20 protein-coding genes are annotated in these 19,218 nt (G+C 32.5%); 12 read left to right on the plus strand and 8 right to left on the minus strand.

Annotated elements, in window-relative coordinates:
• Positions 1-2 precede the first annotated feature (2 nt).
• The gene (locus M3P09_RS15060; RefSeq protein ID WP_199099708.1) at positions 3-176 is read right to left on the minus strand and encodes a hypothetical protein; all 174 of its coding nucleotides are present in this window, start codon (positions 174-176) and stop codon (positions 3-5) included.
• A 4-nt stretch (positions 177-180) separates the two neighbouring features.
• The gene (locus M3P09_RS15065; protein WP_099565280.1) at positions 181-1,059 is read right to left on the minus strand and encodes an AraC family transcriptional regulator; all 879 of its coding nucleotides are present in this window, start codon (positions 1,057-1,059) and stop codon (positions 181-183) included.
• Positions 1,060-1,264: 205 nt separating this feature from the next.
• On the opposite strand from M3P09_RS15065, the gene M3P09_RS15070 reads away from it, so the two are divergent.
• Entirely contained in the window at positions 1,265-1,855 is a 591-nt protein-coding gene (locus tag M3P09_RS15070; RefSeq protein ID WP_099565279.1) for a hypothetical protein, read from the plus strand.
• 65 nt (positions 1,856-1,920) lie between these two features.
• Here the strand turns inward: M3P09_RS15070 and M3P09_RS15075 are convergent, their stop codons facing one another.
• Complete coding sequence (locus tag M3P09_RS15075; protein WP_099565278.1) at positions 1,921-2,994, minus strand: PA0069 family radical SAM protein; 1,074 nt, start codon at positions 2,992-2,994, stop codon at positions 1,921-1,923.
• A gap of 323 nt (positions 2,995-3,317) precedes the next feature.
• On the opposite strand from M3P09_RS15075, the gene M3P09_RS15080 reads away from it, so the two are divergent.
• Positions 3,318-4,457: an alpha/beta hydrolase family protein gene (locus tag M3P09_RS15080; protein ID WP_249973773.1), complete on the plus strand. Its 1,140-nt coding sequence runs from the start codon at positions 3,318-3,320 to the stop codon at positions 4,455-4,457.
• A 213-nt stretch (positions 4,458-4,670) separates the two neighbouring features.
• Here M3P09_RS15080 and M3P09_RS15085 read toward each other — a convergent pair whose 3' ends face one another.
• The 5 genes from M3P09_RS15085 to M3P09_RS15105 form a co-directional block, all read right to left on the minus strand.
• A complete protein-coding gene (locus M3P09_RS15085) occupies positions 4,671-5,453 on the minus strand; it encodes an enoyl-CoA hydratase/isomerase family protein (RefSeq protein WP_249973774.1) in 783 nt (260 codons plus the stop codon).
• A gap of 4 nt (positions 5,454-5,457) precedes the next feature.
• A complete protein-coding gene (locus tag M3P09_RS15090) occupies positions 5,458-6,945 on the minus strand; it encodes a sensor histidine kinase (protein WP_099565275.1) in 1,488 nt (495 codons plus the stop codon).
• A 182-nt stretch (positions 6,946-7,127) separates the two neighbouring features.
• A complete protein-coding gene (locus tag M3P09_RS15095) occupies positions 7,128-7,688 on the minus strand; it encodes a CopD family protein (protein ID WP_249973775.1) in 561 nt (186 codons plus the stop codon).
• A 2-nt stretch (positions 7,689-7,690) separates the two neighbouring features.
• The gene (hemH, locus tag M3P09_RS15100; RefSeq protein WP_249973776.1) at positions 7,691-8,722 is read right to left on the minus strand and encodes a ferrochelatase; all 1,032 of its coding nucleotides are present in this window, start codon (positions 8,720-8,722) and stop codon (positions 7,691-7,693) included.
• Positions 8,723-8,731: 9 nt separating this feature from the next.
• A complete protein-coding gene (locus M3P09_RS15105; protein ID WP_099565272.1) occupies positions 8,732-9,631 on the minus strand; it encodes a helix-turn-helix transcriptional regulator in 900 nt (299 codons plus the stop codon).
• A 189-nt stretch (positions 9,632-9,820) separates the two neighbouring features.
• Between M3P09_RS15105 and hemA the strand changes: the two genes are divergently transcribed.
• Genes hemA through M3P09_RS15155 form a run of 10 tightly spaced genes read left to right on the plus strand, consistent with a single transcriptional unit; the run spans position 9,821 to position 19,213 of the window.
• Complete coding sequence (gene hemA / locus M3P09_RS15110; RefSeq protein ID WP_099565271.1) at positions 9,821-11,083, plus strand: glutamyl-tRNA reductase; 1,263 nt, start codon at positions 9,821-9,823, stop codon at positions 11,081-11,083.
• Positions 11,076-12,653, plus strand: a complete 1,578-nt coding sequence (gene hemC / locus M3P09_RS15115) for a hydroxymethylbilane synthase (RefSeq protein ID WP_099565270.1) — start codon at positions 11,076-11,078, stop codon at positions 12,651-12,653. The genes hemA and hemC overlap by 8 nt, the downstream gene beginning before the upstream one ends.
• Positions 12,654-12,710: 57 nt before the next feature.
• Positions 12,711-13,739 (plus strand): uroporphyrinogen decarboxylase, encoded by a 1,029-nt coding sequence (gene hemE / locus M3P09_RS15120; RefSeq protein WP_249973777.1) that lies wholly within the window; start codon positions 12,711-12,713, stop codon positions 13,737-13,739.
• A gap of 10 nt (positions 13,740-13,749) precedes the next feature.
• Positions 13,750-14,304 (plus strand): GNAT family N-acetyltransferase, encoded by a 555-nt coding sequence (locus M3P09_RS15125; protein ID WP_249973778.1) that lies wholly within the window; start codon positions 13,750-13,752, stop codon positions 14,302-14,304.
• The gene (locus M3P09_RS15130; protein ID WP_249973779.1) at positions 14,297-15,055 is read left to right on the plus strand and encodes an EI24 domain-containing protein; all 759 of its coding nucleotides are present in this window, start codon (positions 14,297-14,299) and stop codon (positions 15,053-15,055) included. The genes M3P09_RS15125 and M3P09_RS15130 overlap by 8 nt, the downstream gene beginning before the upstream one ends.
• On the plus strand, positions 15,045-15,590 hold the full coding sequence (locus M3P09_RS15135) for a GNAT family N-acetyltransferase (RefSeq protein ID WP_249973780.1): 546 nt from the start codon (positions 15,045-15,047) through the stop codon (positions 15,588-15,590). The genes M3P09_RS15130 and M3P09_RS15135 overlap by 11 nt, the downstream gene beginning before the upstream one ends.
• 6 nt (positions 15,591-15,596) lie before the next feature.
• Entirely contained in the window at positions 15,597-15,944 is a 348-nt protein-coding gene (locus M3P09_RS15140) for a 5-carboxymethyl-2-hydroxymuconate Delta-isomerase (protein WP_099565265.1), read from the plus strand.
• A gap of 4 nt (positions 15,945-15,948) precedes the next feature.
• Complete coding sequence (gene hemF / locus M3P09_RS15145) at positions 15,949-16,851, plus strand: oxygen-dependent coproporphyrinogen oxidase (protein ID WP_249973781.1); 903 nt, start codon at positions 15,949-15,951, stop codon at positions 16,849-16,851.
• 53 nt (positions 16,852-16,904) lie between these two features.
• Positions 16,905-17,894, plus strand: coding sequence for a porphobilinogen synthase (gene hemB / locus M3P09_RS15150; RefSeq protein ID WP_249973782.1), 990 nt, complete (start codon positions 16,905-16,907; stop codon positions 17,892-17,894).
• 29 nt (positions 17,895-17,923) lie between these two features.
• Positions 17,924-19,213 (plus strand): serine hydrolase domain-containing protein, encoded by a 1,290-nt coding sequence (locus M3P09_RS15155; protein WP_249973783.1) that lies wholly within the window; start codon positions 17,924-17,926, stop codon positions 19,211-19,213.
• The last annotated feature ends 5 nt before the right edge of the window (positions 19,214-19,218 follow it).

The following is a 19,218-nucleotide window of genomic DNA, read 5'->3' on the forward strand; positions in this document are numbered from 1 at the left end:
AATTAGTTCTCTTTTGCAATCTGTAATGCTGTAATCTTATATTCTAAAACAGCCAACTCTTCCCCTTTTTCAATAATTTGATCTGGAACTAAACAATCATTTGTATTAATAAAATTAAGTATTTCATTTCTTTTATGATAGTAGTACGCTAATGTATTGTCTATTTTATCCTCCATGGCTTTAGCTTTCTTGTATAATTAATTTAATTTCTTTTCTGTATTGTGATGCACTTTTGCCAGTAATTTCATTAAACTGTTTATTAAAATGTGAAAAATTATTAAACCCACATTCATAACAAATATCAGCAATACTCATCTGGCTTTCATTCAATAATTTAGTAGCATGTACAACTCTATATTCATTAACTAGTTTTGTAAATGTTTTTCCTGTAGATTTTTTAAAATACCTACAAAAAGCAGGTACTGTCATACTTACTTTATCTGCGATCTCATCTAAACTAATATGCCTATGGAAGTTTTTATTGATATGTTTAAATATAATATCAATTTTTGCACTGTCTTGTGGTTCTGCCTCAAAAGCAAACCCATTAGCATTCAATAAAGTATATTCATCAGTTGTTGCTAAATAATTTAATACTTCTAAAAACTTCAGAATACGCTTTAACCCTTCATATTCAATAAGTCTTTCAATCTTATACCCAACTTTTCTCTTAGCCTCTGGTTTAAAAAGTATTCCTTTTTTTGCTTTATCAAACAAAGCGGTTATAGCTGTCATCTCAGGAATATCAATAAAGTCATTTCCCAAAAAATTTGGTTTAAACTGTACTATAGTTTCTGAGCCATTAACTGTAAGTCTATCTGTAAAACCATTATGAGGTAAGTTTGAGCCAATTAAAATTAATTGACTATTATTAAAGTAAGACAAATGATTTCCTATATGTCTTTTCCCTTTTCCCTTATTTACATATACCAACTCTAATTCAGGGTGAAAATGCCAAGAAGCAAATTTGTTGTTTACTCTTTCTGAATGCTGTTTAATTAATAACGAGCTTCCAAAACTAGGGTTTACTTTTTCAAAAGTAGGTTTCTTATTAATCATGAATTGATTATTCTAAAGCAAAATTACTATTTATTACACATGAATTGTGTGTTAATTTGATTTAAATATATGCTATTTTAACTTAACATACAGTTAACATTAATTTAACAGATAATTTAGCACATATATTCATCAAAATTGATGTTTTATACAGCTTCTTCCTAATATACCTTTGTATCGTTGAACGTTATTAAAAATCCAAATCATGAAAAACGTAATTAAAAACATTAAAAAAGGAACCTTAACACTAGCAATGCTTGCTACAGTTATAAGCTACGCAAATAGTATTTCTTATAACATTAATAATGAAGCTAAAAAAACTTCGATCACTTTAAAAAATGTAAAAAAAGGAAATCAGTTATCTATTATAGACAACAACGGAATAATATTATATAAAGAATTTATTGAACAAGCAGGAGTTTATATTAAAAGCTTTGATTTAACAACACTTCCAGATGGTTATTACTTTTTTGAGCTAGAAAAAGACGTAGAGATTAAAACCATTCCATTTGTTGTAAAAACAAACATGGTAGAGTTTAAAAAAGAAGCGAGTAAATCTGTGTTTAAGCCTTTATTAAAAGCAATAGATAATCGCTTATTTATAACAAAGTTATCTTTAAATAAAGAACCACTTATGATTGATATCTATTATAAAAACACAAAAATTTATTCTGAAGAAATAAAGGATACTCAAAAAATTGAACGAATCTATAAGTTAGATGAAAAAGAAAAAGGAAACTATAAAGTTATTTTTAAAAGTGACGGCAGAACGTTTGAAAAACACATTAATATATAATTGATATTGATGTCTTATTTAGTTTAGTTTAGTTTGAAAAAGTGGGCTGTAATAGCCCACTTTTTTTAAAACAATTTTAACTGCCCTACTTTATATGGCTCATGCAAATCACAATTTAGTTTAGGCATAATTTTATTCTTAAAATGTTTCTTTCTGGCTAAGCGCACCAGCATATTAATTTGCTCTGCTATTTTACCTTGACCTCGCATTCTGGCTCCATACCGACTATCGTTTAGGGTTCCGCCATGACAACTTTCTATTTGATGTAACACCTTTTCTGCTCTATCTGGCATTGTTTTTTTTATCCAATCGGTAAAAATTTCACCTATTGCTCCATTAAGCCTAACAATGGTATGGGCTATGCCAAACGCACCATGCTCTGATGCTGCTTTAGCTAATGGCAAAATTTCATGACTATTTATTGACGGAATTATTGGTGCTAACATCACGTTTACTGGAATACCGTTTTCGCTTAATATTTTAACTGTTTCTAATCGCTTTTTTATTGTTGCCGTTCTAGGTTCTAGAATACGTCGAGTATCTTCAGATAGCGACGTAATAGACATATTTACTCCTATTAGATTATCTTTTGCCAATTGTTTTAAAATATCTAAATCACGAAGTATTAAAGCGTTTTTTGTAATGATAGCTACAGGGTGCTTGTACTTTAAAAATACCTCTAAACATTGTCTTGTAATTTTAAACCGTTTTTCAGCTGGCTGATAACAATCTGTGTTTCCAGACATTACTATTGGGTGAGCTTTCCAGTTTTTCTTTTTTATTAAAGTTTCTAATAGTTTTGGAGCGTCTTTCTTTACCATAATTCTACGCTCAAAATCTAAGCCTGCACTGTACCCCCAAAACTCATGCGAATTTCTCGCATAGCAATAAATACATCCGTGTTCGCAACCTTGATAGGCATTCATAGAATACATCATCCCCACATCTGGACTCTCAACTTTATTGACTATCGTTTTGGGAAACACTTCTAAATAAAGTGTTTTATTTTTATCACTTTCTTCGCCTTCTTTTTGGCAGAACTCTAAGAAGTCATCACGCATTTCATGACTTAATTCGAAGAAACGATTGGGTACATTAAGCTGTGCACCACGTCCTTTTATGGCAGATTTTGGGTTCATTATAGTAAAATTAAGGGTTGAATGCTTTTTTTGTAAGCTCTTTAAAATTACTTATAATTTGTATTGAAAAATGTTAAAACAAAAACGGGTTATTAACATTCTCAATATATCGAGATTTTATTATTAAAAATACTAGGACAAACAACGGTATAGGTTCAACTTGACTTTGTCAGAAAATTTAGCTAACTTCGTTTAACGTCGGATATAAGTCATTAAAACGACGCATATCCGTAAAGAACATTGTGTACAATATTGGCGTGTTTTGAAATTTATAAACACTAAACAACAATTATTTGTATAAAATGAACTCTAATTTTTGAATTATGAAAAACATACTGTGTATAATTGTGTTGATTGTTTTAGGGAGTTGTATTAATCAGCCAAAAGAAGAAAAATCTGATGCTGATGCTGCCACCTACTTTCGAAATAAGCCGCTGAAATCGCCTATTCCCTATAAGAGTGAAACAATAGAGTTTAAAAATGTTGAGGACAGTATCATGCTTCGTGGCACACTTACCTATCCGGATACAGAATCCCAGTCCTATCCGGCTGTAGTGCTCATGCACGGATCAGGGCGGAATGTTCGCGATTACAAAGTTTATGGTCATAAAACCTTTCTGACCATGACCGATTATTTAAGTAGGAATGGCATAGCGGTATTGCGTTATGACAAACGAGGTTGTGGAGAGTCTGAAGGCGATTTTGATGAGGCCACTTATGATGATTTTGCTTCAGATGGGTGGAGTGCTGCTCAATACCTAAAAGATAGGAAAGATATTGATTTTAATACCATTGGAATTGCAGGACATAGTGAAGGAGGTTCTTTAGTTCCAATGATTGCTGCCGAACAGGAATTGGATTTTATAATCCTACTGGGCGCACCGGGATTGCCTTATCCCTTGGCAGATAGTTTGTATTCCAGTGGGATGGCTAGGGCAAGAGGCTATTCAGAAGAGCAGATTTTACGAGAATCTCAAGTCAATGATTCTATAATTACTATAGCTTTGGATATGGAACTTGGACAAGTAATGGAGGATTCTATTTATAATTTGGCCTTTCGAAACCGTAAAGATCTTTCTTGGTTAAAGGGTCTGACAGGAGAAGCTCTGGATGATGAAATTAAGTACGGTTACATAGAATACTACGCCAGACCATCTTTTAGAGAGTTCTGGGAAGGGCCAAGTCCGGAAGATTACCTCAGGCAAGTTCGCTGTCCAGTGTTATCTATTGGAGGAACATTAGATTTGAATGTTCCTGGTGTTGCTTCTATGGCTGCTATTGATAAAGCTCTTAAAGAAGCAGGTAATACCGAGGTCACTTCTGAACTAATTCCAGATCTCAACCACATGCTTCAACCAGCAAAAACAGGTTTACCAGAAGAAATAGATAGTATCGAAACAACCATTGCATCCGAGGTTTTAATACTGATGAAAAGTTTTATTCAAAAACAAGGGATGCAATAATAGCTAAAATTAGAAAACAAAATACTGTACACAACAACGTGTATAATTAATTGCTTTGGTGATTGCCTACTTGGAAAATTCCTTCAGAATTTTCTCGCGTTCGTTTTTGTTTACTAAATTAGTTGCTTAAACTCGCAACAAACCATACACGAGACCGTTAAACGAACCTTTTAAAATAATAGTAATTATTCTTAACAACTTAAAGGTATATCTCTATCTCCCAAGAAAGTCAGCTTTTCGTTTTTGCAAAAAAGCGGTAGTGCCTTCGGTAAAATCTGGGGTATCAAAACAATCACCAAATTCTGAAATTTCAACCTCGAAACCATCTAAACCGTCTTTAAAATTGGCGTTAATTGCTTTAATTGCTGCGCTAATAGCCACTGAAGAATTACGTGCTATTTTGCCTGCTATTTTCTCGCATTGTGGTAGCAATTCTTCTGGAGTAGTTACATGATTTACCAAACCATAATTAAGTGCTTGGTTAGCATCTATCATACCTGCCGTCATAATAAGTTCCATAGCGCGTCCCTTGCCAATTAATTGAGGTAAACGCTGTGTACCTCCATAACCTGGAATAACCCCAAGCGATACTTCTGGCAAGCCCATTTTTGCATTGCTACTAGCAACTCTAAAATGGCAAGCCATGGCCAATTCTAAACCTCCTCCAAGAGCAAAACCGTTAACGGCAGCAATAGTTGGCGTAGATAAATTTTCAACAAAATTAAACAACAGCTCTTGTCCTTTTTTAGCTAGTTTTTTACCTTTTTTAGAATCGTAATCAGCAAATTCAGAAATATCTGCTCCAGCAACAAATGCTTTTTCGCCGCTACCGGTTACAATAATAACTTTTGTGTTTATATCGTCATTAGCACTTTTAAAAGCCTCATGTAATTCTTTAATTGTTGCCTTATTTAAAGCGTTTAATTTTGTTGGGCGATTTATGGTTATAATTGTAATTCCGTTTTGAAACGACGTTAAAATGTTTTCGTAATTCATAATTTTATTCTTTTGGAAAAGAGACTTTAAACACTGTCCCTTTATCTTTTTCTGATGTAAATGTAATGCTTCCCTTATAAGTTTCAACAATATTTTGTACCATAGCTAAACCGAGTCCCATACCACTCGTTTTTGTAGTAAACTTAGGTTCGAAAACTTTCGATTTGTTTTCTTCAGAAATGCCTTTCCCGTTATCTGAAACTATGATATTAACATGATTATTTTCTGAAGTTACTTGAATAACCACGCTAGGATGCTCCTTGCCTTCTGGTATGGATTGAATTCCGTTTTTTACTAAATTAGTTACCACTCTAATAAGCTGTGTTCTATCTAACTTGGCAATAATTTCTTCTTCTTCAGCTTGAAAGTGAATATAATCTTCATTAAAAATATCTAAAGCTAGCTTGACAATGTTTACCACATTTAAGGTCTCATTTTGCTGTGCTGGCATTTTCGCAAAGTTGGAAAATGCTGAAGCAATAGAGCTCATAGTATCTATTTGCTGAATTAGCGTTTTACTGTATTCATCAACTTTTTTATGAATATTTTCTTCTTCTGGGTTAAACTTTCGTTGAAAATTCTGTACCGTTAAACGCATTGGTGTTAATGGGTTTTTAATTTCGTGCGCTACTTGTTTTGCCATTTCTCTCCAAGCTTGCTCTCGTTCGCTTTTGGCTAACTGTACCGCACTTTCTTCAAGCTCGTCAATCATACTATTATATGATTTTACAAGTGTTGAAATTTCTTCGCTTGTGTCATCAATATCAATTTTTTCGTTGCGTTTTTCTAATCGTGTTGCGTTAATTTTATCGCTAATGGTTTTTAACGATTTTGTAATATATTTTGATAGTAAAAACGCAACTCCAATTGCCATAAGTAAAACAAACAAATAGGCATAAGTTATTCGTTCAAGAAATTCATTAAGTTCTTTAGAAAGAAAATCGTCTTTCTCTAAATACGGAATATTTAATATGGCTAACGACTTAGATTTTTGATCTTTAATAAAAGTATATGATGATTGAAACGTTTCGCCGTTTTCTTGATGCTTATCAACATACCTATGCTCTGCTAATCCAGTTATGCTATTTAGTTCTACAGTGTTTGATATTTTATTTAGAATCTCTGCATCAATACATTTATCTTTTAAATTTGGCTGTAAGTTTGCTCTTGATGTGATTAAAAGAGACCCTTCTAAATCGTACAAATTTATTTGAAGTCTATGTATTTCGGCAATATTCGATATCTCCTCTTTAAAAATTAGTGGAACATTTTCTGTTTTAATTTCCCATGTATTTTGTCTACTATTTAAAACTCTATTTATGTGTGTTTTTATACTTTGTTCTTTACGCTCTAACCGTTGTTTGTGATAATCTTTGGTTTCTTCTTTGTATTGATAAATGGCTATAACAGCAATAAGTATAGACGCCAATAGCACCAGCAAAATCATGGTTAAAAAAATACGTGTACGTAAAGAGAGCTTTTTTAGTTTCATTTAGAGGTTTTGCGATTGCATAAATATAGCAATAATCAAACCAAACAGCTTTAGGTTGATTTAAAAAAAACAGAACTTAATAGATAGGTGCGTTAGGGATAGAAAAGGAAATCCTTTTTATGAGGCACGAGTAAAAAGATTGTATTGAATAGCCCGACCCGATAGGGTAACGCTATAATAAATTAAGCTTCAGTGTTTTTTTCTCTAATTTTTTTATAAAGTTTAAATCCTAACATTAAAAGCACTCCTAAAACAATGATGCCTAATACTCCAAAAATCCAGTTTATAGCACTTTTTAAGATGACTAAAAAGATAACAGCGAACAGGATAAGAGTTGCTCCTTCGTTCCAAATACGCATAAAACTTGATGATTTTTTAACAACGTCATTTTGTAATTGCTTAAAATATTGATGCGTTTTTAAGTGATAAATAATTAGTAATACCACAAAGCCTAGTTTAACCTGCATCCAAACTAAATATAGCAAAGCGGGGTTTAAAACAAGTAGAATAATGGCAAAAAGTGTTGCTAATATAGCAGATGGCCAAGTGATAATATACCAAAGCCGTTTTGCCATTAACTTTAATTGTTTTCCTAAAATTTCTTTTTCTGGTGAGGGTTTATGGAAAGCTTCTATTTGATATACAAACAAGCGCGGAATATAAAATAATCCTGCAAACCATGTAATTATAAAAATAAGATGCAGTGCTTTTATATAATTATAATACCCTAAAAAATAGTCCATGGTTAAGTGGTTTCAATTTTTGTATTAGTCCATTTATTAATCCAATTTGATAACAAATCAACAAATGCAACATCGTCATTTAAACATGGTATTGTTATAAAATCTTGACCCCCCACTTCATGAAAAATCTCTTGCCCCTCCATCGCTATTTCTTCTAAAGTTTCTAAACAATCGCTCACAAAAGCAGGAGTTACTATTGCCATGTTTTTTACGCCTTGTTTACCTAAACGTTCTATAGTTCTATCTGTATACGGTAATAGCCATGGATCGAACCCTAAACGTGATTGAAATGAGGTAGAATATGTGGCTTCTTTTAAATCAAGTTTTTTAGCAACTAATCTTGTTACTTCTAAACATTGGTGTCTGTAGCAAAACTCATGCGCTTTGCTTGGTGTTTCGCAGCAACTTCCATCTATTTTACAATGCGATTTTGTAACATCGCTTTTTCGAATATGCCTTTCTGGAACACCGTGGTATGAAAACAATAAATGGTCTATTTGTTTATTTTCTAAATGACTTTTTATCGAATTTGAAAGTACTTCGATGTAATCTGGTTTATTATAAAATGCGGGAACAGATTCAATGGAAATATTTGGGAAATATTGTTGCCTAAGTTCTTCGGCTAATACCGTAATAGTTTCGGTTGTTGCCATAGCAAATTGAGGATATAATGGAAAAAGCAAAACCTCATCTACACCTTTATCAACTAACTCTTGAAGCCCTTTTTTTATAGTCATGCTACCATAGCGCATTGCTAATGAAACTGGTATGTCAACTTGCTGTTGAATTTTATTTTGGAGTCGTTCAGAAATTACAATAAGTGGTGAACCCTCGTCCCACCATATTTTTTTATATGCTGCAGCTGATTGTTTGGGTCTAGTATTTAATATAATACCTTTTACTAAGGCTGTTCTTGCTACTAGCGGGATATCGATAACACGCTCGTCCATTAAAAATTCGCCTAAATATTTTTTTACATCTTTTGGATCTGGACTGTCTGGAGAGCCAAGGTTTACTAGTAAAATTCCTTTCATATATAATTTTTATGTCTGAGACATTAAATATTTTTTTGGAGTTGTGCCATATTTCTTTTTAAAAGCAGCAATAAAATGGCTAGAAGTACTATATCCTACTTTATGCCCAACCTCATTTACATTATGCTCGCCAGCTTCTAATAATTTTCTAGCGACTTCCATTTTATAATCAAACAAAAAACTAAAAACCGAGTCGCCATAAATTTGTTTAAACCCTTCTTTTAACTTTTTTAAATTCAATCCTATCTCATCTGCAAGCTCTTGTAGACTAGGCGGTTCTGCTATTCTAGAAATAACAATATCTTTTGCTTTTCTTATCTTAATTACATTGGTTTCATCAACCAAAAAGGGGCATTGTTCTACATTTGCATCTTCGCTTCTATTAAAGTACAAACTTAACAACTCATATGCTTTTCCTGTAAAATAAAGGCTTTTTATAGATTGATTAAGATTAAAACTTATTAACTGGTTTAAAACAATTGCCATTGAAGGTGATATAACACCATCTTTATAATATTTTTTATCTCTATTATCTTCGTTTAAAAATGAAATATAATCAGCCTCTTGAGAAAATAACCCATGAAACTTTTTAATAGAAATTAAAATGGAAACCATCCAAGAATTTGGATCCACTTCCAAATCAATAGGTAAATCACGCTGTGGATTGTAAAGTAATAATGAGTTTTCTTCTTGAATATTTAAAGCATATCTGCCTTCATTAAAAATAAATTTACTCGATCCTTTTACACAAAAATGGAACTGAATGTAATCGCTATCTATATGTCTTGTAACTTTTTGAACCCGATTATCATCGTTCTTATAAGTAAAAACTAAAAAGCCATCATCTACTTGAGTTTCTACAAAAGCCCCTCTAGCGACATTTTTTTTTGCAATTTCCTCACTATTCATTTTACTTTATTTAGATTCATTCTAAACTAAACAATCAAAAACCACTGATTTCACTACAAAAATATGACATTTATCATATTATATAAAAAAATAAGCATAAAAAACTCGAAACGATATTAAAAGTTCTTTTAGCGTTGTTTTTTTTATAATCATAAATTTACATTTGCTATTGAAATTACAAAACACTAAATGCAAAAATATAATATATCTAGAAGTAATTACTTTTATTCTATTGGTTTAAGTTATAAAAAAGCTGATGCCGAAATAAGAGGACGCTTTAGTTTGGATGAAGATTCGAAGTTAGCACTTATAAATCAAGCCAAAGAAAATGATATTGAAAGTTTGGTAGTAACCTCAACCTGTAACAGAACCGAAATTTATGGTTTTGCTCAACACCCTTTTCAGCTTATTCAATTGCTTTGTGATAATACAAGAGGCACTGTTGAAGAATTTCAAAAAGTAGCATACGTTTATAAAAACAAGGAAGCTATTGCTCACATGTTTCGTGTTGGCTCTGGTTTAGATAGCCAAATTTTGGGCGACTTTGAAATTATTAGCCAGCTTAAAAAGAGTGCAAAACTTTCAAGAAAATTTGGTTTGCTAAACCCATTTTCTGAACGTTTGGTAAATGCAGTGATTCAAGCTAGTAAACGTATTAAAACCGAAACCGATATTTCTTCTGGCGCTACTTCAGTATCATTTGCATCAGTTCAATATATTTTAAATACAATTGAGGGTGTTTCAAACAAAAATATTCTTCTTTTTGGCACTGGAAAAATAGGAAGAAACACATGCGAAAACCTTGTAAAACATACTAAAAATGAGCATATTACTTTAATAAACAGAACGAAAAATAAAGCTGAACAAATTGCTGGAAAGTTTAATTTAGTTGTTAAAGATTATGCTAATTTACAGGAAGAAATTAACACAACTGACATTTTAATTGTTGCAACTGGGGCGCAACGACCTACAATAGACAAGCACATTATTCAATCTACAAATCCATTACTTATTCTAGACTTATCGATTCCTAAAAATGTAGATGAAAATGTAAGTGAACTAGAAAATGTATCCTTGGTTCATTTAGATCATTTATCTAAAATGACTGATCAAACTTTAGAGGAAAGGAAAAAGCATATTCCTTTAGCAGAATCTATAATAGAAGATGTGAACACAGAGTTTAATGAGTGGTTAGAAACCAGAAAATTTGCACCTACAATTAAAGCTTTAAAGCATAAACTAAACGATTTTAAAGTTGCTGAGTTAGATACACAACGAAAAAAGTTGTCAGACTTCAACGAACAGCAAGCTGAAATAATTAGTAATAACATCATTCAGAAAATCACAAATCATTTCGCTCATCATTTAAAAGATGACAACATTTCTACAGACGAAAGTCTTGAACTTATAAAAAAAGTGTTTCAGTTAGAACCTTCTACAAAAAATGTCTAAAACCATAAGAATTGGCACTCGCGATAGTGAATTAGCACTATGGCAAGCCAAAATAGTACAACAACAACTTGAAAACATTGGCCATAGCACACAACTTGTTCCTGTAAAGGCTACTGGTGATATTGTTTTAGACAAACCATTATACGAGCTAGGGATTACCGGTATTTTTACACGCACTCTAGATATCGCTATGTTAAATAATGACATTGATATTGCTGTGCATTCGCTAAAAGACGTGCCAACAGTTTTACCAAAAGGAATTGTACAAGCTGCTGTTTTAAAACGCGGGAACGTGAACGACACTTTAGTTTACAAAAATAACGAAGAGTTTTTAAGTGCTAAAAAAGCGGTTATTGCAACTGGTAGCTTACGCCGAAAAGCACAGTGGCTAAATCGTTATCCAACTCATACAATTGTAGATTTACGAGGCAATGTGAATTCGCGCTTACAGAAATTAGAGGATAATGAAAATTGGAATGGCGCCATTTTCGCAGCTGCTGGTATTGGTCGTATAGGTATAAGACCAGAAGAAGCTATTAATTTAGATTGGATGATTCCTGCACCTGCTCAAGGAGCTATTATGATTACTGCTTTAGAAGAAGACGAAGAAGTAAGAACTATTTGTGCTGAGCTTAACCATGAGGAAACCGAGATTTGCACTACCATTGAACGTGAGTTTTTAAACAAATTAGAAGGAGGATGTACAGCTCCTATTGGCGCACTTGCATATATTAAGAACGAAGAAATAAACTTTAAAGGCGTTTTATTAAGTGAAAATGGCTCTAAACGTATAGACGTTACACGAGTAAAAAAATTAGGAGAGCATAGTGATATAGCCCAATTTTGTGCCGATTTTGTTATTGAGCGTGGCGGTAAACGTTTAATGGACACCATTAAACATTCTAATAAGAAAACCAATGTATATTCCTCAAAATCGTTTACCGAAAGTCAACGCTTACTATTTCATGAAAAAGTAAAAGTTGAAAGCAACGATTTTATAAAAATAAGTTTGAATAGAATTCATCCTAGGTTTTTAAAAAACGAAATTAAAAATGTTGTTATTACTAGTAAAAACGCTGTTGAGTCTTTAGTTACTAATTATTCTGCAGCAGAATTACAGTTTAAAAATATTTACTGTGTTGGAAGACGTACAAAGCGGTTAATAGAACAAAAAATTGGCAAAGTTACTCACTTTGAAAAGAATGCAAAAAAATTAGCACAGTACTTAGTCGAATATATTGAAGGAACTGAAGTTACTTATTTTTGCAGTAATTTAAGACTTGATGATTTGCCAACCATTTTGGAAACCAATAATATAAAGGTTAACGAGGTTGAAGCCTATCAAACAAAGTTTGATGCTATAAAAATTGATGATTCTATTGAAGGTGTTATGTTTTATAGTCCATCAACAGTGCAAAGTTATATTCAAAAAAACAGTGAAGAAATTATTGCATTTTGTATAGGTGAAACCACAGCAAAAGAAGCAAAAAAACATTTTAAAGATGTTAGAATTGCTAAAGTGCCAACTGTAGAAAGTGTCATTGAGTTAGTTAATGAAAATTACGTTTAAATAATAAACGTCAATACAAAAAAAAGATTCCCGCCTTCGCGAGAATTACAAAAAAATATGAGCATAAAAAACGATTTATTTTTAAGAGCACTAAAAGGAGAGACTGTTAATCGCCCCCCAGTATGGATGATGCGTCAAGCAGGACGTTACTTACCAGAATTTATAGCAATTCGCGAGAAATACGATTTCTTTACACGGTGTAGAACTCCAGAATTAGCTAGCGAAATTACAGTGCAACCTATTCGTAGATACGGAATGGACGCTGCCATTTTGTTTAGTGATATTTTAGTGATTCCACAAGCTATGAATATCGAGGTACAAATGAAACCAAATTTTGGCCCGTATTTACCAAACCCTGTGCGAACTCAAAAAGATGTAGATAATGTAATAGTGCCAGATGTAAAAGTTGAGTTAGACTATGTTTATCAAGCTATAAAAGCTACTAAAGAATTATTAAATGATGAAGTTCCTCTAATTGGCTTTGCAGGTTCACCATGGACGATACTTTGCTATTGTGTTCAAGGTCAAGGCAGCAAGAATTTTGATAAAGCCAAAGAGTTTTGTTTTACAAACCCAATAGCAGCACATCAATTACTCCAAAAAATAACCGATACAACAATTGCTTATCTAAAAGAAAAAGTAAATGCTGGCGTAAATGCTGTTCAAGTTTTCGATTCCTGGGGAGGTATGCTTTCTCCAACTGATTATCAAGAATTTTCTTGGCAATACATAAACCAAATTATAGAAGCTTTAAAAGATGATGCACCTGTAATTGCTTTTGGAAAGGGATGTTGGTTTGCGCTTGGAGATATGGCAAAATCTAATGCTTCCGCTTTAGGGATAGACTGGACATGTTCTGCACGAAATGCACGTTATTTAACTGGTGGTAATATAACACTTCAAGGTAATTTCGATCCATCAAGACTGTTGTCTCCACCTGCTGAGATAAAGAAAATGGTGCATCAAATGATTAACGACTTTGGTAAAGACAAATACATTGTAAACCTAGGGCATGGTATTTTACCTAATATTCCCTTAGATAATGCTAAAGCGTTTATTGATGCTGTAAAAGAATATAATAGTTAATCTGTGCCTTGTGAGCCATTTAGATTATAAATTAGAACGTATTAATTCAATTTCATTTGAAGCATTCTTAGATTTAATCTATGCCAATAAAACATATATAGAAAAAGGATTTGCAGGAACTGTAAAAAGGTGTGAGACACAACAAGGAGCAAAAATGCTATTTGATGAATGGGTCTCAGAAGAAAGTGAAGAGAGATGTTTTTCTTTTTTTATAAAAAACACGCAAACAGACAACCTCGTCGGTTTAGTTAATATCAAAAATATTGACAACAGCGTAAAAAAGTGTGAGATAGGTTATTTTATTTCAAAACAAACTGCAGGAAAAGGTATTGTATCAAAATTCACATCAGAAGTTGTAACATATTGTTTTGAAGTATTACAAATGAATAAAGTGTTTCTGCGTATTGCTCCTGATAATATTGGAAGTCAAAAAGTAGCCATAAAAAACGGATTTCAAAAAGAAGGTGTTTTGCGAGAAGAATACAAAGGTTTTCAAGATAAGTTTGAAGATGTTATGTATTTTGGTTTGCTAAAAAACGATTATTTAAAAAGCAAAAATGTTTAAAAACATATCATTAGGGATCAAAGCATATTTTGGTGCTTTTAGCCTTATTTCTAAATTAAAGCTTTGGAAATATTTTGCCATTCCTATGCTTATTAGCTTCATTACTGCAATCATTATTTTTGGCTCAGCTTATGGATTATCTGATAATATTGGTGGTTTTATAGCGAAAATTTGGATTTGGGACTGGGGCAAAGAAACTTTTACTACAATTGGCAATATACTAGGAGGCCTTATTGTTTTAGTTATTGGGCTTATCCTTTTCAAGCATATTATAATGGCTTTATCAGCGCCGTTTATGAGTCCCGTTTCAGAGAAAATTGAAGCACATTTAACAGGAAATCCTGCGCATTCTCATAGGGACACCTCGTTCATGCAACAACTTTGGCGAGGTATTCGTATAAACGGCAGAAACTTACTGATGGAATTAATATTAACCATTCCTATTTTACTTCTAAAGTTTATTCCTGTAGTTAATATATTTTCAACAATATTATTATTTATGGTTCAAGCATATTATGCTGGGTTTGGTAATATGGATTATACTTTAGAGCGCCATTATAAATACTCTGATAGTATTCAATTTGTTCGTAAACATCGTGGATTAGCGATTGGTAATGGAATTGTTTTTATATTATGCCTCCTAATTCCTTTTATTGGGGTTATTTTGGTATTACCATTATCGGTTACCGCTGCATCAATAAGAACTGTTGAAGCTTTACAACTTAAAAACAAAATTGAAAATGTTGTTTGATTTAGAGTCATATTATATAGAACCCATAAAAACTGAAGACACTTGGAATATTTGCAATTTTGCGGTTTCAAATGAAGACCGACTAAAACGGTATTTTCCTAAAACTTTAGAACAAAATTTAACTCCAGATTTATCAAGGCTTTTTACTGAGAAAAAAGCTTATCAATTTAAATCGGGAGAAGAGTTTTTGTTTACTTTAAAACAAAAAGACACAAACCAATTAGCAGGCTTAATTTATATAAAAGAAATCGATTCCATTAAAAAACAAGGTGAGTTTGCTTATTGTATAGGCTATCCATTTGAAGGCAAAGGGTTAACAACAAAAGCGGTAAATACATTATCTAAATATGCCTTTAAAGAATTAGGTTTAAAAACACTTCAAATTATTGTACATAAAGATAATTTTGCAAGTGTAAAAGTTGCTGAAAATTGTGATTATATCTGGAAAAAAACACTAAAGAATGAATTTACACCGCCAGGAGAGAAGCCTTTAAACATGGAACTCTATGAATTATATAACGAAATAGAACCCTAATATAATATGCCACATTTTGTAATTGATTGCTCAAAAGATATTTTAGAAATACAAGACCCTAAGTCTGTTACGCTTCAGGTTCATAATGATGCCAACGACTCAGGTTTATTTGAGGAAAACGATATTAAAGTACGTCTTAATCCTTTTATGGATAATTATTTAGTTGGGGGAAAAGAAACCTCTTTTATTCATGTATTTGCTAACATTATGGAAGGCAGAACTACACATCAAAAAGCAAAACTTTCAAAACAAATTGTAGCTGGTCTTAAAACGATGTTTCCTAATATTCCATTTATCGCTATTAATATTCGAGATTTTGAAGCAGCAACATATTGTAATAAATCGATGATTTAAAATAATGAAAAATACATTTTACCAATATATTCAAGATTTACAAGACATCATTACTTCTAGACTAGAAGCTATTGATGGTAAAGCTACATTTCAGGAAGATATATGGAAACGTGCAGAAGGTGGTGGCGGACGAACACGTGTTATAGAAAATGGACATGTTTTTGAAAAAGGAGGAGTAAACATCTCAGCAGTTCATGGCAAATTACCTGAAACAATGCAAAAGCATTTTGGAGTTTCCGATGCAAATTTCTTTGCTTGCGGCTTAAGCTTAGTGTTGCATCCAAAAAACCCTATGGTCCCAACGGTTCATGCTAATTGGCGTTACTTTGAAATGTATAACGAGCATGGCGATATTGCAGATAGTTGGTTTGGTGGCGGACAAGATTTAACACCTTATTACTTATTTGAAGAAGATGCTATTCACTTTCATCAAACTTGCAAAACAGCTTGTGATAAACATTCTCCAGAATTTTATCCAACCTATAAAAAACGTTGTGACGAATATTTTTACAATGCACACAGAAGCGAAGCGCGAGGCATTGGTGGCTTATTTTTCGATTACTGTAAAGCGTCAGATAACATGACCATGGAAAATTGGTATAACTTTGTAACCGAGGTTGGAAATAGCTTTCTAGAAGCTTATGTTCCAATAGTTGAAAAAAGAAAAGATTTACCATATGCAGATGCACATCGTAACTGGCAAGAAATTCGCCGTGGGCGATATGTAGAGTTTAATTTAGTACATGATAAAGGCACGCTTTTCGGTTTAAAAACCAATGGGCGTATTGAAAGTATTTTAATGAGTTTGCCGCCTCATGTGCAATGGGTTTACAATCATCATCCAAAAGCTGGAAGTGAAGAGGAAAAATTATTAGAAGTTTTAAATAAACCTGTAGATTGGGTTTAATACAAATTAAATGTCAGGTTGAGCGCAGTCGAAACCTATCAAAATAAAATATTATGTTTCCACTTAGAAGAAATAGAAGATTAAGAGCAAATGAAGCTATTCGTGGCTTGGTTCGCGAAACTATAATTACTCCAAACGATTTTTTAGTTCCATTATTTGTGGTTGAAGGCAAAGGAATTAAAGAAGAAATAGCTTCAATGCCAAATTACTTTCGCTATAGTTTAGATTTACTAGAAAATGAAGTGAAAGAGCTCTGGAAACTTGGTTTAAAATCTGTACTGCTTTTTGTAAAAGTTCCTGATAATTTAAAAGACAACAAAGGAAAAGAGGCTTTAAACCCAAACGGACTTATGCAACGTGCCATTAAAACGGTAAAAAATGCGTGCCCAGATATGTTAGTAATGACAGATGTCGCTTTAGACCCATATTCCATTTACGGACACGATGGCATTATTGAAAACGGTGTAATTGCTAACGATAATACTGCAGATTTTTTAGCCGAAATGAGTATTTCACACGCTAAAGCCGGGGCTAATTTTGTAGCGCCTAGTGATATGATGGATGGGCGTATTTTAACCATTCGTGAAGCTTTAGAGGATGAAGGTTTTATCGATACTGGTATTATGAGTTATTCTGCAAAATACGCTTCTGCTTTTTACGGCCCGTTTAGAGATGCTCTAGATTCTGCCCCTGTAGATTTAGAAAATATTCCAAAAGATAAAAAAACCTATCAAATGGATTTTGCTAATAGACATGAAGCGCTTCGCGAAACAGAAATGGATATTGACGAAGGTGCTGACATAGTTATGGTAAAGCCAGGAATGGCTTATTTAGACATTCTTCGAGAAATTAAAAACGAATTTGATGCGCCTGTTGCAGTTTATCAAGTTAGTGGCGAGTATGCTATGATTAAAGCTGCTGCTGAAAAAGGCTGGTTAAATCATGACCAAATTATGCTTGAAACAACCACTGCTTTTAAACGCGCTGGAGCTGATATTATAGCAAGTTACTTTGCTAAAGATATTGTAAAATTGATTTCGTAAATTGTCAAAACTATAATTGTTTTGAATCCATGTTTAAAAAAGTCGTTTTAAGAATTCTATTTATTTTGTTTTGTTTTCATGTAGCAAGTGCACAACTTACTTATGATTCCCCCGAGTCTGTTGGGTTAAATTCAAATGACATTCAGACTCAAGTAGACTCTATCATGCATTATGCTATTATCGAAAAAGCATTTCCTGGAGCTCAACTATTAGTCGCTAAAAAAGGTAAAATTATTTTTCATCAAGCTTATGGATATCATACTTATGATAGTATTAAAAAAGTAGCTTTAAACGATGTTTACGATTTAGCGTCTGTAACTAAAATAACAGGCCCACTACCTGCTTTAATGAAACTTTATGAAGAAGGTAAAATAGAACTGGATGTTCCTTTTAGTAAATATTGGACCGACTGGAAACATCAAAAGGACAAAAAAAATATTACGCTTAGAGAGCTTTTGGCACATCAGTCTGGAATAAAACCGTACATCATCTTTTTAAATGAAGCCTTAAAAAAAGGTAAGATAAAAAGAAGATTTTTACGTACTAAAAAAAGCAAGCGATATTCAAATCAATTTTATAAGAATCTTTACATAAAAAACAGATTTAAGCACAAAATATATCGAAAAATTAAACGTGTTAAAGCTGATGGTAAAAAAGAATATTTATATTCTGGAATAGCCTCATTAATCTATCCGCAAGTCATAGAAAATATTACGGGAGTATCATATCAAAAATATATTCAAGAAAACTTTTACGATCCTTTAGATTGTACTACACTTGGTTATATTCCGATGCATAAAAATTTTAAAAATGCCATAGTTCCCACTGAGTTTGATACTATTGTTAGAAAAGATCTCACTAGGAATTGGGTTCATGATGAAAATGCAGCCCTCTTTGGAGGTGTTTCAGGTAATGCCGGTTTATTTAGTTCTGCAGAAGACATGGCAAAATATATGCAAATGCTTTTGCAAAATGGCTCTTATGCTGGTAAGCAATATTTTAAGCCTCAAACAGTAAAAGAGTTTACTAGAATTCAATATTTTGAAAACAATAATCGTCGAGGTTTAGGTTTCGACAAACCTTTAATTGGCAACGATACTTTAAGTATTAAAGACTCATATCCTGCTCCACAAGTAAGTTCAGAAAGTTTTGGTCATTCAGGGTTTACAGGAACTTTTGTCTGGGCAGACCCAAAACACAATCTTGTTTTTGTGTTTCTTTCAAATCGTGTTTACCCTAGTAGAACACACCGCAATATTTACAATTTAAATATTAGGCCAAAATTACAACAAGTGTTTTATAAGGCTTTAAAAGATTAAACTTA

Source organism: Jejuia spongiicola (assembly GCF_023502325.1).
In the GTDB taxonomy this organism is placed as follows: Bacteria; Bacteroidota; Bacteroidia; order Flavobacteriales; family Flavobacteriaceae; genus Wocania_A; species Wocania_A spongiicola.

Excerpts from the sequence above, each read along its gene's own strand:
- M3P09_RS15070 (WP_099565279.1), top strand. The coding sequence starts at position 1,265 with ATGAAAAACGTAATTAAAAACATTAAAAAAGGAACCTTAACACTAGCA.
- M3P09_RS15135 (WP_249973780.1), top strand. The coding sequence starts at position 15,045 with ATGTTGTTTGATTTAGAGTCATATTATATAGAACCCATAAAAACTGAA.
- M3P09_RS15090 (WP_099565275.1), bottom strand. The coding sequence starts at position 6,945 with ATGAAACTAAAAAAGCTCTCTTTACGTACACGTATTTTTTTAACCATG.
- hemF (WP_249973781.1), top strand. The coding sequence starts at position 15,949 with ATGAAAAATACATTTTACCAATATATTCAAGATTTACAAGACATCATT.
- M3P09_RS15095 (WP_249973775.1), bottom strand. The coding sequence starts at position 7,688 with ATGGACTATTTTTTAGGGTATTATAATTATATAAAAGCACTGCATCTT.
- M3P09_RS15105 (WP_099565272.1), bottom strand. The coding sequence starts at position 9,631 with ATGAATAGTGAGGAAATTGCAAAAAAAAATGTCGCTAGAGGGGCTTTT.
- M3P09_RS15085 (WP_249973774.1), bottom strand. The coding sequence starts at position 5,453 with ATGAATTACGAAAACATTTTAACGTCGTTTCAAAACGGAATTACAATT.
- M3P09_RS15075 (WP_099565278.1), bottom strand. The coding sequence starts at position 2,994 with ATGAACCCAAAATCTGCCATAAAAGGACGTGGTGCACAGCTTAATGTA.
- hemC (WP_099565270.1), top strand. The coding sequence starts at position 11,076 with ATGTCTAAAACCATAAGAATTGGCACTCGCGATAGTGAATTAGCACTA.
- M3P09_RS15080 (WP_249973773.1), top strand. The coding sequence starts at position 3,318 with ATGAAAAACATACTGTGTATAATTGTGTTGATTGTTTTAGGGAGTTGT.
- hemB (WP_249973782.1), top strand. The coding sequence starts at position 16,905 with ATGTTTCCACTTAGAAGAAATAGAAGATTAAGAGCAAATGAAGCTATT.
- M3P09_RS15065 (WP_099565280.1), bottom strand. The coding sequence starts at position 1,059 with ATGATTAATAAGAAACCTACTTTTGAAAAAGTAAACCCTAGTTTTGGA.
- hemH (WP_249973776.1), bottom strand. The coding sequence starts at position 8,722 with ATGAAAGGAATTTTACTAGTAAACCTTGGCTCTCCAGACAGTCCAGAT.
- M3P09_RS15130 (WP_249973779.1), top strand. The coding sequence starts at position 14,297 with ATGTTTAAAAACATATCATTAGGGATCAAAGCATATTTTGGTGCTTTT.
- M3P09_RS15060 (WP_199099708.1), bottom strand. The coding sequence starts at position 176 with ATGGAGGATAAAATAGACAATACATTAGCGTACTACTATCATAAAAGA.
- hemE (WP_249973777.1), top strand. The coding sequence starts at position 12,711 with ATGAGCATAAAAAACGATTTATTTTTAAGAGCACTAAAAGGAGAGACT.
- M3P09_RS15140 (WP_099565265.1), top strand. The coding sequence starts at position 15,597 with ATGCCACATTTTGTAATTGATTGCTCAAAAGATATTTTAGAAATACAA.
- M3P09_RS15155 (WP_249973783.1), top strand. The coding sequence starts at position 17,924 with ATGTTTAAAAAAGTCGTTTTAAGAATTCTATTTATTTTGTTTTGTTTT.
- hemA (WP_099565271.1), top strand. The coding sequence starts at position 9,821 with ATGCAAAAATATAATATATCTAGAAGTAATTACTTTTATTCTATTGGT.